This is a genomic window from Streptomyces sp. NPDC000134 (assembly GCF_042899225.1).
Lineage (GTDB): Bacteria > Actinomycetota > Actinomycetes > Streptomycetales > Streptomycetaceae > Streptomyces.
The window spans coordinates 47270-61100 of record NZ_JBIAZN010000028.1; the positions used below are offsets into that span (position 1 = coordinate 47270).

The window sequence follows — 13831 nt, forward strand, 5'->3', positions numbered from 1 at the left end:
GTGTACGGGTCCAAGGCTCACCCCACGAGGTTCTGGAGGAATGCGGCCGCGATCGGACCGGCGTCGGCACCGCCCGAGCCGCCGTCCTCCAGGAGGACCGACCAGGCGAGGTCGCGGTCGCCCTGGTAGCCGATCATCCAGGCGTGGGTGCGCGGCGGGTTCTCGGTGCCGAACTCCGCCGTGCCCGTCTTGGCGTGCGGCTCGCCGGGAATGCCCCTCAGGGCCCGGCCGGCCCCTTCGGTCACCGTCGCCCGCATCATGCCGCGCAGCCCCTCGAAGACACCGGCGTCGAGGCGGGCGGGGGCCTCGTACTTCTTCTTCACGGCGCCGGGCACCAGGACGGGCTGACGGAAGACGCCCTCCTTCGCCGTCGCCGCGACCGAGGCCATCACCAGCGGCGACGCCTGCACCCGGGCCTGGCCGATGGTGGCGGCGGCCTTGTCGTTGTCGCTGGTCGTCACCGGGACGCTGCCGTCGTAGGTCGTGGTGCCCACGTCCCAGGTGCCTCCGATGCCGAACGCCGCGGCGGTGTCGTGCAGCGCGGACGCGGACAGCTTGTCACGCGCGTTGACGAAGAAGGTGTTGCAGGAGTGGGCGAAGTCGTCCCGGAACGTCGAGCCGGGCGGCAGCAGGAACTGGTCCTGGTTCTCGAAGCGCTGGCCGCCGGCATGGGCGAACTTCGGGCACTCCCCCGGGTCGGACGGCTTCATTCCGCGCTTCAGCAGGGCGGCGGCGGTCACCACCTTGAAGGTCGAGCCGGGCGGGTAGCGCCCTTCCAGCGCGCGGTTCATGCCGGCGGGCCTGTTGGCGGCGGCCAGGATGTGTCCGGTGGAGGGGTCGAGGGCGACGATCGCCGCGTTCTTCTCCACCGCGCTCAGGGCGTCGGCGGCGGCCTTCTGCACCTCGGGATCGATGGTCGTCCGCACCGGCTTGCCCTGGCTCGCCCCGGGTCCGGTGAGCTTCTTGACCACCTGGCCCGACCGGCGGTCCACGACCACGACCGACTTCACCGGTCCGGAGCCTCCGGTGAGCTGCTTGTCGTAGCGCGCCTGGAGACCCGAGACGCCCTTGCCCGTCCTGGCGTCGACCGTTCCGACGAGGGAGGCCGATTCGAGGTCCTCGCCGTTCCTGTCGAGGATGGGGGCCCGGTCCCGTGTCTTGAGGGCGAGCGTCTGTCCCGGAACCATCTCCGGGTGGATCACCTCGGTGTGGAACTTGACATTCCACTTGTTGTCCGCTTTGACGACGTCGGCCTTCGAGTCCCACTCGTAGCGGCCCGCTCCCGGAAGGCTCATCCCCACGCTGAACCGGACTTCCACTTCCCCTTCCGCTTTCTTCTCGGCGTCGCCGGCATTGATCTCGGTCTTCGACGGATCGAGGTTGGCCATGACGGATTTGATCAGCGACTCGGCATTGTCCGGGCTGTCCGTGAGCAGGGCCGCGCGCCTGGCGTCGGCCCTCTGCCAGGCGTCGAGGAATTTCTTCAGGTGGGCGGTCGCCTTCGCCACCTCGGGGTCGTCCGGTCCTTCTTCGGCGACCAGGCTGGAGTAACCCCAATAACCGATGCCGGCGGTCACGGCCAGCGCGACGACCGTCGAGACGATTGCCCGGCCGTGAGAGCGGCGCCGGCGGGAGTGGGGGTAATCAACATGGCTGCCGGAACGGGTCATGCACCTCACATTAGGCGTTCCGCACCTCGTGTCGTTCACTGCCCTACGCCATTCAAGACAGCCGAGGCGTGAAAGAGCTGGTATCGCCCGCCGGGGCCGCGGCCGGGCGGAGTGCCGAATGGGTGATCAAAGGGGGGAGGCTGCACAAGATCGTCACGTCGAACACACGGGGACAATGCCGTATCAAATGGGACGATTTTTTTGTAAACATTGGACTAGAACACTGGAAGAAACGGCGCCGAAGCGCCCGCCGCCGTGGATCAAACTGGCTGAATAGCGGCGGCTCGTCGAGCGCGAAGCGAAATTGCGAGAATAACCGGCCGACTGCTTGGCAGCGGCAGGACGTTCCGCCGGTCGCTACGCGCCGCGCCCGCCACGCCGGACGGCTCCCGCCCCGCACGGGACGGGAGCCGTCGTGACTCGGGTGTTCCTCGGTTCACTTCTGCAGGACGGCCCGCATCACATCCCGGGCGATGGGGGCGGCCAGGCTGCCGCCGGAGATCTGCTCGCGTGAGATGTCCATGTCGGTCGGGTCGATGAAGACGGCCACCGCGACGGACTTGCCCTCGGGACCCACGCCGTAGGAGACGAACCAGCCGTAGGGGACCCGGTCGCGGACGTCGACGCCGCGCTGGGCCGTTCCCGTCTTGCCACCCACGGTGATGCCGTCGATCAGGGCCCGCCGGGCGCTGCCCTCCTCGGCGGTGTGCTCCATCATCTCGCGGACCTTCTGGGCCGTGGACTCGGAGACGGCCTCGCTCATGAGCCGGGGCTCGTGCTTCTCCAGGGTGCTCAGGTCGGGCGAGCGCAACTCGTCGACGAGGTAGGGCTGCATCACCTTGCCGTCGTTGACGAACGCGGCGGTGATCATGGCCATCTGCATCGGAGTACTGGTGAGGCTGCCCTGGCCCATGCCGGTCAGCGCGGTACCGGGCTTGTCCAGGTTCTCGGGGTAGAGGCTCTTGGCGGCGCGCAGGTCACCGAAGTCGGAGGAGTAGACGTCCTCGTTGAACCCGAACTTCTCGGCCGTCTCGCGCATCCTGTCCGCGCCCACCTTCACGGCCGCGTCGAGGAAGACGTTGTTGCAGGAGTACTGCATGGCCGTCTTCAGTGAGGCCTTGTCGCAGACGCCGTCACCGGCCTCGCTGCTCACCTTGTTGGCCGACTGCGGCAGAGGATAAGGGGAGACCGCGTCCGTGCGGGCGTCGACGTCCGTGACCACGCCGTGCTCCAGCGCCGCCGCGGCGGTGAGGATCTTGAAGGTGGAACCGGGCGGGAAGGTCTCGCGCAGCGCGCGGTTGGCCAGCGGCTCGGCCTTGTCCTTGCTGAGCTCGGTGAACCTCTCGCTCTCCTTGAGCGAGTTGCCGGCCAACGACGAAGGGTCGTAGGACGGCGTGGAGACGAGGGCGAGCACCTTTCCCGTGCTCGGTTCCAGTGCCACGACCGAGCCGCGGGCCCCGAGGTCCTTGAGCCCCTCGTATCCGGCTTCCTGCGCCCGGGGGTCGATCGTCGTGATGACGTCTCCGCCCCGGCGCTCCTTCCCGGCGACGACGTCGGTGAAGCGCTCGAAGGCCAGCCGGTCGTCCTGGCCGCTGAGCAGGCTGTCGTACGTGTTCTCCAGGAACGTCATGCCCACGGCCTGGGAGGCGAATCCGGTGACCGGCGCGTACATGGGGCCGTTCCTGTATCTGCGCTCGAACTTCAGGTCCGACCCTTTGGACTCCACCGAGTCCGTGACCGCCTTCCCGCCGACGATGATGTCGCCGCGTGGTGTCGAGTACTGGTTGATCAGTACGCGGCGGTTGTCCTTGTCGGTGGCGAGTTCGTCCGCCTTCATGTATTGCAGCCAGTTGGCCTGTATCAGCAGCGCGAGTATCAGCACCCCGCAGAAGATGGCTACGCGTCTCAGCGGCTTGTTCACGCGGCAGCACCTCCAGCGGCCGGCACGTGTCCCGTCGGCCGGGCGGGACGGGCGGCTGGCTGAAGTGCTTGGAACGGCATGGCCCGAACCTGGGTCGGAGTAGAAATCGCCATGCCCGCACCATAGTTGAGTGTCCCGGCGCGTTCTCGGTCGACGGATCAGGATCGGCCGGACCGGAGCGGTCCCGATGGCGGACCGGCGGCTCCGAAGCGACCGTGTTTCGGCGGGTCCGCCCTGCCGCTCACGCCGCAGGGCGGGACCCCAGGGCTCTTCGTGAACCTTTCAGGCGGTCCGGCGGACGAACGCCTCGGCCCGTCGGCGGCGCTCGGGGGCGAAGGCGTCGACGGCCCCCGCACCCTCGTTGCCGGGGCCCGCCTCCCATCCGGTGATCTTACGGGCGACGCCCTTCAGACGGGGGTGGCCCGGCGTGACGGCGATCTCGAAGTGGGACTCCTTCGGTGTCTCGAAGTCACCGCCCCAGGCGACGACGCCGTCCAGCTCGGTGAGGATGTCCCGCACCACGACCAGCTCGTTGGGGTACAGGTTCCCCTTGGAGCCGACCGGGTAGGCCGCGGGGCGGATCGCCACCGCGGTGCCGGACAGGTGGTTGGACTCGTACTCCTCCTTGACCTTGCGGTCGTCGGTCCAGCCGTGGACGTCCCCGGAACGCAGCGAGTACATCTCGTAGTTGATACGTCTCACCAAGTGCAGAAGAACGGTCGCGGCATCGCCGTCGGCGAGCTGGACCGAGCGGTCGCTGCCCTCGACGCGGAAGGACTTGGCGGTCTTGAGGACCTGCCAGCCGTTCTTCGACCGGCCCCCGGACCAAGTGCGTTCGGCCGCCGGGGCCGCGGAGGCATCGCCGACGGAGGTGAGAGCGAGCGCGCCGACCGCGCCGGCGGAAGCGCCGATGAAGTGGCGCCGGGACAGACGAGTAGTGATCATGACCGGAGTGCCTTTCGTTTCACGGTCACCGCACGGGAGAGGCCCAGCCGGACGAGCATCGCGATGCAGAGCACCGCGACGACGAAGCAGGCCGCGACCGTCGGATTGACCCATGAAGGGACGAGGTCGTAAGAGGCGTTGCACTTGTTGCGCAGAGGAAACAGGCGCTGGAACTCCTCGGCGTGGGCCGAGCGGTAGGCCGGGTCGTACCGCTGGTGATGGGTGAGGCGGCACGACTCCTCGACGTCGAGCCCTCCGGAGAAGGCCCCGAACAGCCACACCGCCGTGCCGGTGAACACGGACAGGGACAGGCACCGAAGCCACCACAGCGGGCGGGCCCAGAACCGTTCACGCAGTTCCTTGACGAGCTGGACGACGCTCCAGATGTTCCATACGAACCACACGGCGAGTGCGAGGACTACGGCGACCAGTGCTGTTTCCTTCATACCTGGTGTCTACTACTGACCCCGCTGTGCGCGCACACGGGCCTCGCGGAGGAACTTCTCATGGTTGGCGCGGTACTGGGTGGCCATGCGGCTCTCCATGCCGCGCCGGGCGTTGAGGGCGTCGACGAAGCCCTGGCAGAAGTTGTCGACCTTGTCCGTTCCGCCGGGGGTCAGCTTGTAGTCGTTCGGCAGGACGGCGCCACTCTTGGTGATGAGACCGAGCTGGGCTGCCATGATCTTCGATTCGGTGCCGCACAACGCGAAGTTCGCGGAGTTCTTGCAGGTGGTCGAGGTGCCCCAGCGCTGGGTGAAGTAGTTGTCGAACCGGCGCAGGCCGCCGCCGCCCGTGTAGTGGTCCCGCACCGCGTCGAGGATGTTCCTGCCGCTCCGGACGGCGCGCGCCAGGAGGTAGCCGTCGGCGTCCTCGATGAGGTCGGTGTAGCCGAAGGTGGAGGAGACGCCGGGAATGGCGAGCTTGGCGTGGCAGAAGTCGAGCGGATTGGCGTACTCCTCCTCGGAGTGGCGCCAGTCCGACCAGAACGTCATCAGGTCGCCGGCCCAGCCGCCGACGTCGCCGCCGTTCGCCTCGCCGAGGTCGCCGGGGTGGTCGATGAGGAGGTGCGCGTTGGCCGTGGCCAGCAGGTGTTCGGCGCCCAGCGAGTAGCCGGTGAACGGATCTTTGAACGATGCCTTGACCGACATGCCCTTGCCGTTGACGAAGTCCACGAAGCCGGATTCGTATCCGCCGATCAGTATCTTCCACTGCCAGTCGCCGTAGGCGCTGTGGCGGCCGTACTCCATGACGAGCTGGCTGCGCCTGTTCCCCGTGGCCCCGTACTCGCCGGCGAGGTCGTACAGCCTGCTGATGTAGTTGATGAAGTCGTCCGCCGGGCCGGCCTGGTCGTTGACGGAAGAGACGCCGGGGTCGGTGCCGGAGACGACGTCGCGGTCCAGGTCGAAGGTGTCGGTCCCGTTGGTGACCTTGAACTCCTTGATCTGGTTGAACGACCAGTTCCCCGGCAGGGGGAAGCCGAGGTTCCCGGAGAAGCCCCAGGACATGCCGGAGACGAAGGAGTGGCGGGCGAAGGTCTTCTCGGTGACGTTGATGCAGACGTTGCGGGAGCCGTAGACGCCGTGGTTGTACCGCTTGCCCTGGCTGGCGAGGCCGGCCTGCACACCGTGGAAGTAGGTGACGATGCCGTTGGGGCTGCCGTCGATCTCTTCCTGGGTGGCGTCGTAGTCGACGGCGAAGTAGATCGTCGTGCCGCGGTTGAAGCCGTAATCGGAGGCCAGCTTGTGGGCGTTGAGGGCGTGTTGGTAGCCCTGCGTGTAGGTGAAGTCGGAGAGCTGGCGGGCGTTGTCCTGGTAGATCGGGAAGACCTTCAGACCGGCGGCGAAGATGGTCTGCAGCTCACCCGGCTTGATCTCCTTGTCCAGGGTGGAGCCGGGCGGGTCGTAGATGTAGCGGCCGACGACGCGGTATTTGTTGTCGAACAGCCACTTGGCGCGGGAGGGGGTGATCTCGTACCGGGTGTCACTGCCGGTCGCTTCACGGTCGGGGTCGCCCATGGAGACCAGGAGCTGGGCCCAGGTCTGGTAGTCGCCCCTGCGGGAGACCGGCAGCCTGCTGAACGCCTGGAAGTCAGCCACCCACTTCTCGATGTCGCTGTTCCAGGAGCTGGTGAAGCCGGTTCGCGAGGTGTCGGCGCCGGGGGTCGGCTCGTTGAACACGCAGGCGGCGGAGAAGAGCTGCATGAAGATGCCGGACGATCCGGGGCCGACGGTGTTGGCCTTCAGACCGGTCTGGGTTCCGGGGCCGAAATTGCCGGTCGGGGTCAGGCCCAGCTCGTACTGGATGGCGTACATCAGCGACTTCTGTACGTCGCGTGAGTAGATGCCGTCGCAGGGGCCGATGTTGAACTCGCTGCGGGTCCAGTAGCGGCCGTTGAGCCACTGCTGGATCGAGCGGATCTTGTCGCTTCCGCCTGCCAGCACGACGTAGGCGTCCATGTTGAGGATCGCCTTGGCGAGCTTGGCGTTGATGACGCCGTCGCCGCCGATGCCCATGTTCTCGCGGAGTTCCTCGACGGCGGCGCGGGTGACGCCGGTGTACCAGCCCTCGCTGCCGGGTTCGACGGCCCAGTAGCCCTTGCACCACAGGCCGAACTCGAGGACGGCGACGATGTTGCGGTTCTTGTCCCAGCCGAAGCCGATGTCGCCGAGGGCGGCGAACTTCGAGTAGGTGGTGGGACCGAAGGAGGCGACGAGCGGGGTGATGCCCAGCTCGTGCTGGAGCCCCATGATCAGGGAGTTCATCGTGGACCAGCCGGTACGGCCGTTCTCGGGGCAGCGCACGTACCCGGAGACGTTGCCGTAGGTGGAGTTCACCCACTTCTGGGCTCTGAGGACCTGCTCGTCCGCCACAGGTGACACCTTCCGCTCGTGTGACATGGCCCGGCGCCGGAAGAGGGTCGCCTCCGGAACCGTAGCGGGCAGTGTACGAAGCGGAACTCTCCGTTCCGTCCCTCTCCGGAGCGGGGCGAGGGCGTCCTTGCTCGAACCGTCGCAGGTCCCCGGCCTGAGCGGACCCGGACCCGGCGTTGTCCGAAGGCCGGGGCAGCAGCCGCCTTACAGAGTTGACTCCGCCGGGCACGTGAAGCCGCCGGGGAACGGGGCGTCCACCTCTGCTCCGGTTCAGCACCCTGTCCGCCGGGAGCGCTCACGCGCGGGGCTCCAGCGTCTCCAGGGCGCCGGTGCGGGTGTCGTAGCTGCGCAGGGTGGTGATCCGGAAGGACGGCGGCGGGGCCGGCAGCAGCTCAGCGATCCGCCGGTCGGTGAAGGCGCCGGCCCGTCGGGTCCGGCCGAGGGTGATGTGCGGCTGCCAGCGTCCAGGCCGGTGCAGCGGGTTGAGGGTTTCGGGCGGGCTGTCCGAAGCCACCGCCTCCCAGACGCGGCGGTGCAGACCGTCCAGCGCCGGGTCCAGGTCCAGTCCCCAGGCGAGTACCGAGGTGGGCCGCTCGAAGCGGAGCAGACCGGTGCACCGCACCGGCAGCGGAAGGACAGCGGCCACCTCGGCGAGCTCCCAGCGGATCGGACCGGTCAGCTCCGGGCAGGCGGCCAGCGTCAGGTGCGGGCTGTTGGTCGATGAGCTGTGCCGCGCCTGACTGGGCAGCCCCATGTCCGCCAGCTTCCGCCATGCCTCGCGGACCGCCAGCTCCGCCGCCTCGTCCAACAGAAGCTCGACCGTACGCACCGAGGCAGTCTATCCGCGGAACGGCGTGGCCGGCCGGTACCGGATGACGTGCCGGAGCCGGGCGGCCACGGCGAGACGCCCCGGCCGCCGTCGTCACCGAGCCGGGAGTCGACCGCGGTACGCGAGGTCAGCGCGGGTGGCGGATGCCGTCGATGATGCGCGTCCAGTTGTCGGTGCCGTGACCGTCCTCGATGGCGCGCCGGTAATGGGACTGCACGGCCAGCGGAAGGGCGAGGTCGAGGCCCAGTGCTCTGCTGGTCTCGACGATGTGATCGGTCGTCGCGCCCATCATGGTGACCGTGCTGAGGTCACCGGGGTGCTGTCCGGCGTCCAGCGCGAGGCCGGGGTGCTCCTCGCCCGCCCTGAGCATGTCGCCGATCGAGTCGGCGGTGACGAGCAGTTCCGGCAGGGCTTCCCGGGCTTTCATGCCCGCGGTGTTCAGCATCGCGGTGGCGTGCATGAGGGAGGACAAGGTCGTCAGGAACACCGTGAGCTGGGCTTGGTACATCATCTGGGCGAGCCCCGGATCGTCGCCCAGGTACTTCGGTGTTCCCAGCAGCGTCAGCGTCTCGCGGTGGCGCTCCAGTACCTGGGCACTGCCGCTGTAGTAGACGTAGGCGGCCTCCGTGCCGACCATCGGCGCGGGGACCATCACTCCCCCGGTCAGGAAGGCCGCGCCGTGGCCGGCCGCCCAGGTCGCCGCCTCGTGGGAGCGGTCGGGGGTGTCTGAGCTGAGGTTGACCAGGGTCTTGCCGGCAAGCGAATCGGTGGCGCTGTCGAGGAGGTCGTACATCGCCCGGTAGTCGGTGAGGCTGAGGATCACGAGGTCGGCGCTTCCGAGCGCTTCGCGGACCGTGGCCGCGCGCTTCGCTCCGTCGGCGACGACGCCGTCGGCCCGGTGGGCGGTGCGGTTCCACACGGTGACGGAACGGCCGGCGGCCAGGAGGGTGCGGGTCATCGCCTGGCCCATCGGGCCGAGTCCGATCACGGTGACGGTGTCGGTGTGCTGGTGTCGTTCGTTCACACGTCCATGCTGGAAGAATGCCGTCGCGGCCGGAAGTACCTACTATTTTCTGCGGTACTTACCTTTCTGTAAGGGGTGGGTGGGATGGCGAAGGCGCCCAGGCGGGGACCGTACATCTGCGGGATCGACGCCGCGCTCGACGTGGTCAGCGGCAAGTGGAAGGGGTTGATCCTCTGGGAGCTCCAGGCCCATGGCGTGCGCCGGTTCGCTGAACTGCGCCGCGGTCTGCCCGGAGTGAGCGAGAAGATGCTCACCCAGCATCTGCGCGAGATGGAGGAGGACGGCCTCGTGCACCGCGAGGTGTACGCCGAGGTACCGCCTCGCGTGGAGTACTCCCTGACCGAAGACGGACGCACACTCAACGAGGCACTCAGGTCGCTCGGGGCCTGGGGAACCGATCGGATGCGCCGGGAGGGGCTTCGAGCGGTCGAGGTGGCCGGGACGGCCGAGGTGTCCGCGACCGCCGGTGGAGTCATACGGGCGGCCCGGTGACGAAGTCGCCGTTCTCGTCGTAGGGCCAGGCGTTGGCGACGCAGCCGTGCAGGCCCTTGATCTGCTGCATCATCACGGGGGCCGGTCGCCCGGCGCCCGCGCAGGTCACGTGCGAGTGACCGAGGAAGTGCCCCACCTCGTGGTTGATGATCAGCGCCCGGTAGTCATGGATCGGCCCGTCGAAGTTGGGCGAGCCCTCGACCCAGCGCTTGAGGTTCACCACCACCCCTCCGGGAACCTCGCAGTTGTACTCGCCTCCGGTGGCCTGCTGGATGCCCGCCCAGCACAGGGCGTCCGCCGTCGCCGGTGTCGCGATCTTTACCGTGATGTCGTGCGGCGATCCCGCGCCCACCAGATGGAACGCGTTGTCCGGGTCGTGGGTCCAGCCCCGCGGGGCGGCGAGTATCCCGGCGATCTCGTCCGCCGCCTGGGACGGCGAGATGTCGAGGCCGGTCTCGACCGCCACGACGTAGCGCACCGGGCGGGAACCGCTGCCCACCGTCTCCCCGCCGGCCTGCGCGGTGACGAACGTGCCGCTGCCCGTCGGGGGGACGTCGATCTCGGTCCGGCTCGCGGAGGGAGAGGGGCCGGAGGAAGAGGAAGGGGAAGGGGAAGGGGAGGGGGAAGCGGAGGGGGACGGTGTGGGGGTGGGGGTGGTGGTGACGTGCGTGCTCCCTGGGTGCGGCGCACCGCTCGACGCGTCGCTCCGCCCGCTTCCCAGGAGGTACGCCGCCGAACCCAGCAGACCGGCGGCCACCAGCAGGCCGATCAGCAGGCTCCGGCCCCGGCGGCGCGGCCGGCCCCGGCGATGGGCGGACCGGCGTCGGTGACCGGCGCAGTGACCGGCCGCGGTGCTGCCGGTGGCGGGTGCGGTGTGCCGCTCTCGCGTCGCATACATGGCAGCGCAATCTGGTGATCCCAGATGATCCCCATGAGCCGGCGCCGTCACGGAAGGATAACGACGCCCGCGTTCCCCGGCCCGTGTGATCGTTGTGTAACGGCGGTCCGAGAGGGGCCTTCCTCGGGGCGGTCGTCTCGTCCGGTCTGCTTACACTGCCGGCATGCCACGGGTCCTGATCGTCGAAGACGACCTAGATGTCCGCAGGGCCGTCCAACTGGGTCTGCGGCATCAGGGGCATGAGGTCTTCGCCGTGGAAACGGGGGAGGAAGGGCTGGAACAGCTCCTCCCCCTCCGGCCGGACGTCGTCGTGCTCGATCTGATGCTGCCCGGCATGTCCGGCCTGGACGTGTGCCGCCGGATCAGGGACCGCGACCAGGTGCCGATCATCATGGTGACGGCCCGGGGGGACGACATCGACGTGGTCGTGGGACTGGAGACCGGTGCGGACGACTACGTGGTGAAGCCCGTGCAGGCCCGGGTGCTCGACGCACGGATACGGGCCGTACTGCGCAGACAGGACGCGTCGTTGCCGGACGGCACCCGTCCCCGGGCGGAGACGTACGGCGAGCTGGTCGTCGACCGCGCCGGGTTCGTGGTGACGCACCGCGGCGAACCCGTCCCCCTCGCCCCCTCCGAACTGCGGCTGCTGCTGACCTTGTCGGCCTCGCCCGGCCGGGTGTTCAGCCGCCAGCAACTGCTGGAAGCGGTCTGGGAACACAGCTATCACGGCGACATACGGCTCGTGGACGCCTGTGTGAAGCGACTGCGCAACAAGCTCGGCGAGGGCAGGAATCCCCGTTACGTGCAGACCGTACGCGGATTCGGTTACCGCTTCGGCACCTCATGAGCGACCGGACGTCCGCACGGGCCCGGAGGACCGTACGGACGCGGAAGACCTCCGGGATACGGAGAACCGCACCCGAGGCCCCCACGGCCGCACAGCCCACCGCCGCCGTACCGGGTGCCGGCCCCCGGCGGTTCCTCCGGGTGGCCCTGGCACGCATTCCGCTCCCCCTGCGCGGACTGCGCCCCCGCCTGCTGACGTCCTTCGTCCTGGTGGCCATGGCCAGCTCCCTGGGCACCGGGGCCCTCGCCTTCCGCGAGGCGCGCACGGGGGTGCTCCAGCAGAGCCAGGACTCCGTCATCAACCAGTTCCGTACGAGCGTCGACGCCGTCGCGCCCTCCATTCCCATCGCCCCGGCCCAGGCGGACCTCCAGTCCGCGGTGGACCAGGTGCTGTACGCGAACCGTTCGTCGGGCTGGCGGATCATGGCCACGTACGGTGGCCACCGCGCCTACGCGCCGAGCGCCGGTTTCGTCGAGCTGAGCCCCGAGATGCTCCGGTCCGTCCGGGAGCGACGTGTCGCGGTGTTCCAGCGGATGGACGTCGACGGGCGTCCTCGTCTCGTCGTCGGCATGCCCGTCACGTACACCTGGGGCGAGGGCTCGGAGACCAGGCTCTCCGGGCTCGTGATGTACCTGGAGGTCGCGCAGACCACCGAAGAGGGGTACGTCGAGGCCATGGTCCACGGCATCGAGCGGGCCACCCTGGTGGCCCTGTGCCTCGCCGTCGTCCTGGCGCTGCTCGCCGCGAGCGGCGTACTGCGTCCCGTACGGGCACTGCGCCGGGCGACGCGCCGGATGGCCGCGGGGCATCTCGACGTCCGGCTGGACGTCACCGGCTCCGACGAACTGGCCGATCTCTCCCAGTCCTTCAACGAGACGGCGGCCGAACTGGAGCGGACCGTACGGGAGCTGCGCCGCCTGGAGGCCCAGGGGCGCCGCTTCGTGGCGGACGTCTCCCACGAGCTGCGCACGCCGCTGGCGGCGATGTCGGCGGTCACCGACGTGCTGGACCTGGAGGGAGAAGGGGAGACCGGTGAGGCGCTGCGGCTCATCAGCGAGGGAACGAACCGGCTGAGCGGATTGGTGAACGACCTGATGGAGATCTCCCGTTTCGACGCGGGGGCGGCCGAACTCAACCGGGACGAGATCGACCTGGCCGAGTCCGTACGGCGCTCCGTCGCCTCCCGGTGGCGGCAGGAGCAGGTGGAGACCCGGCTGCCCGGACCGGGTGAGCTCCGCGCACGCGTCGATCCGCGCAGACTCGACGTGGTGACGGCCAATCTGATCGGCAACGCGCTGCGGCACGGAGAGCCGCCCGTGCGGCTGACCATGGAGGCACGGGTGGACGGGGCGGGCATGGCGTGGGCCGTCATCGAGGTGACCGACAACGGACCGGGGATCGCCGAGGAGGCCATGCCGCACATCTTCGAGCGGTTCTACAAGGCGAGCACCTCACGGGCCAGGAGCGAGAGCAGCGGGCTGGGTCTGGCCATCACGGCGGAGAACGTGCGCCTGCACGGGGGGCGCGTCCGGGCGGCGAACCTGCCCCGGGGCGGCGCGGTGTTCACGGTCGAACTCCCGCTGCACCGCGACGACACCGACATCGACACCGACGGGGGCACCCGGTGAAGGGCTCGCGGAGGGCAGCGCTGCTGTCCGGGCTCGCGGCCGTGGCCGCGGTCGCGCTCACGGCGTGCGGGGTCCCCCCGTCCGGTGTCATCGAGACCGGTGCGCCGGCGAGCGGCATGTTCTCCCCCGGTGCGACACCACCCCCGACGCCCGCCACCATCTCCCTCTTCTTCCTGCGCGACGGGGAGTTGATGCCCTACCCCCGCCGGATCGACGACGCCGGGGACCTCCAGGCCGTCGTACGCCTGCTGTTCGAGGGGCCGGCCGCGAACGGGGCCGCGATGGGCACCACGGAGCTGCCCCGCCTGGCGGACGCGCCGCGGGTGGCGGTCGACGGCGGCATCCTCTTCGTCAAACTCCCCGGTGAGACGGCTCCGCTGAGCCGCCGGGCCATGCTCCAACTGACGTGCACGGTGATTTACGCGGCTTCGCCGGCCCCCACCGCCGTCCCTCGCGCCGACGCGGAAGCCGACGGCGACACCACGCGCCGTTCCGCCGCGCCCAGCAGCCTCCATGTGTTCGGGGACGGATGGGCGAGGACGCAGCCGGGTCACGCGTGCCCCGTCGCGTCCCCTCCGCAGGAGCACCCGGAAGCACCGACCCCGTGGGAGCCCTCCGGCTGACCACCGGACGGCCCGCCCAGGGCGGCCCCCAGGACCGGAACCGGCCTTCCGGTCACGCCCGCCGCGACCGCCTCGGGCCCC

The 13831-nt window shown here is 69.4% G+C and carries 12 protein-coding genes; 4 read left to right on the top strand and 8 right to left on the bottom strand.

Features of this window, described 5'->3' with window-relative positions; genetic code table 11:
• Positions 1-17: 17 nt before the first annotated feature.
• The 7 genes from ACFY32_RS31120 to ACFY32_RS31150 form a co-directional block, all read right to left on the bottom strand.
• Positions 18-1670, bottom strand: a complete 1653-nt coding sequence (locus ACFY32_RS31120; RefSeq protein ID WP_390676058.1) for a penicillin-binding transpeptidase domain-containing protein — start codon at positions 1668-1670, stop codon at positions 18-20.
• Between the two features lie 436 nt (positions 1671-2106).
• Positions 2107-3591: a peptidoglycan D,D-transpeptidase FtsI family protein gene (locus ACFY32_RS31125; RefSeq protein WP_390676059.1), complete on the bottom strand. Its 1485-nt coding sequence runs from the start codon at positions 3589-3591 to the stop codon at positions 2107-2109.
• 282 nt (positions 3592-3873) lie between these two features.
• Positions 3874-4536, bottom strand: a complete 663-nt coding sequence (locus tag ACFY32_RS31130; RefSeq protein WP_390676060.1) for a M15 family metallopeptidase — start codon at positions 4534-4536, stop codon at positions 3874-3876.
• On the bottom strand, positions 4533-4982 hold the full coding sequence (locus ACFY32_RS31135; RefSeq protein ID WP_390676061.1) for a hypothetical protein: 450 nt from the start codon (positions 4980-4982) through the stop codon (positions 4533-4535). Before ACFY32_RS31135 ends, ACFY32_RS31130 begins: the two co-directional genes overlap by 4 nt.
• Before the next feature lie 12 nt (positions 4983-4994).
• Positions 4995-7406 (bottom strand): glycoside hydrolase domain-containing protein, encoded by a 2412-nt coding sequence (locus ACFY32_RS31140; RefSeq protein ID WP_359198874.1) that lies wholly within the window; start codon positions 7404-7406, stop codon positions 4995-4997.
• 295 nt (positions 7407-7701) lie between these two features.
• Positions 7702-8235, bottom strand: coding sequence for a 2'-5' RNA ligase family protein (locus ACFY32_RS31145; protein ID WP_359198877.1), 534 nt, complete (start codon positions 8233-8235; stop codon positions 7702-7704).
• Between the two features lie 127 nt (positions 8236-8362).
• On the bottom strand, positions 8363-9259 hold the full coding sequence (locus ACFY32_RS31150) for an NAD(P)-dependent oxidoreductase (RefSeq protein WP_390676062.1): 897 nt from the start codon (positions 9257-9259) through the stop codon (positions 8363-8365).
• An 84-nt stretch (positions 9260-9343) separates the two neighbouring features.
• On the opposite strand from ACFY32_RS31150, the gene ACFY32_RS31155 reads away from it, so the two are divergent.
• Entirely contained in the window at positions 9344-9751 is a 408-nt protein-coding gene (locus tag ACFY32_RS31155) for a helix-turn-helix domain-containing protein (RefSeq protein ID WP_359198883.1), read from the top strand.
• On the opposite strand, the gene ACFY32_RS31160 is transcribed toward ACFY32_RS31155, so the two are convergent.
• Positions 9732-10649 (bottom strand): DUF3152 domain-containing protein, encoded by a 918-nt coding sequence (locus ACFY32_RS31160; protein WP_359198886.1) that lies wholly within the window; start codon positions 10647-10649, stop codon positions 9732-9734. The two genes, ACFY32_RS31155 and ACFY32_RS31160, sit on opposite strands and share 20 nt — an antisense overlap.
• Positions 10650-10812: 163 nt before the next feature.
• On the opposite strand from ACFY32_RS31160, the gene ACFY32_RS31165 reads away from it, so the two are divergent.
• Genes ACFY32_RS31165 through ACFY32_RS31175 form a run of 3 tightly spaced genes read left to right on the top strand, consistent with a single transcriptional unit; the run spans position 10813 to position 13750 of the window.
• Positions 10813-11499 carry a response regulator gene (locus ACFY32_RS31165; protein ID WP_390676063.1) on the top strand — a complete coding sequence of 229 codons (687 nt, stop codon included), beginning with the start codon at positions 10813-10815 and terminating at the stop codon, positions 11497-11499.
• Entirely contained in the window at positions 11496-13127 is a 1632-nt protein-coding gene (locus ACFY32_RS31170; RefSeq protein WP_359198892.1) for a HAMP domain-containing sensor histidine kinase, read from the top strand. Before ACFY32_RS31165 ends, ACFY32_RS31170 begins: the two co-directional genes overlap by 4 nt.
• Entirely contained in the window at positions 13124-13750 is a 627-nt protein-coding gene (locus tag ACFY32_RS31175) for a hypothetical protein (protein WP_359198895.1), read from the top strand. Before ACFY32_RS31170 ends, ACFY32_RS31175 begins: the two co-directional genes overlap by 4 nt.
• Positions 13751-13831: the final 81 nt, after the last annotated feature.

What these genes read in the sequence shown, in the direction of transcription:
- ACFY32_RS31120 (WP_390676058.1), bottom strand. Translation starts at nt 1,670, where the DNA reads ATGACCCGTTCCGGCAGCCATGTTGATTACCCCCACTCCCGCCGGCGC.
- ACFY32_RS31130 (WP_390676060.1), bottom strand. Translation starts at nt 4,536, where the DNA reads ATGATCACTACTCGTCTGTCCCGGCGCCACTTCATCGGCGCTTCCGCC.
- ACFY32_RS31135 (WP_390676061.1), bottom strand. Translation starts at nt 4,982, where the DNA reads ATGAAGGAAACAGCACTGGTCGCCGTAGTCCTCGCACTCGCCGTGTGG.
- ACFY32_RS31165 (WP_390676063.1), top strand. Translation starts at nt 10,813, where the DNA reads ATGCCACGGGTCCTGATCGTCGAAGACGACCTAGATGTCCGCAGGGCC.
- ACFY32_RS31170 (WP_359198892.1), top strand. Translation starts at nt 11,496, where the DNA reads ATGAGCGACCGGACGTCCGCACGGGCCCGGAGGACCGTACGGACGCGG.
- ACFY32_RS31160 (WP_359198886.1), bottom strand. Translation starts at nt 10,649, where the DNA reads ATGTATGCGACGCGAGAGCGGCACACCGCACCCGCCACCGGCAGCACC.
- ACFY32_RS31155 (WP_359198883.1), top strand. Translation starts at nt 9,344, where the DNA reads ATGGCGAAGGCGCCCAGGCGGGGACCGTACATCTGCGGGATCGACGCC.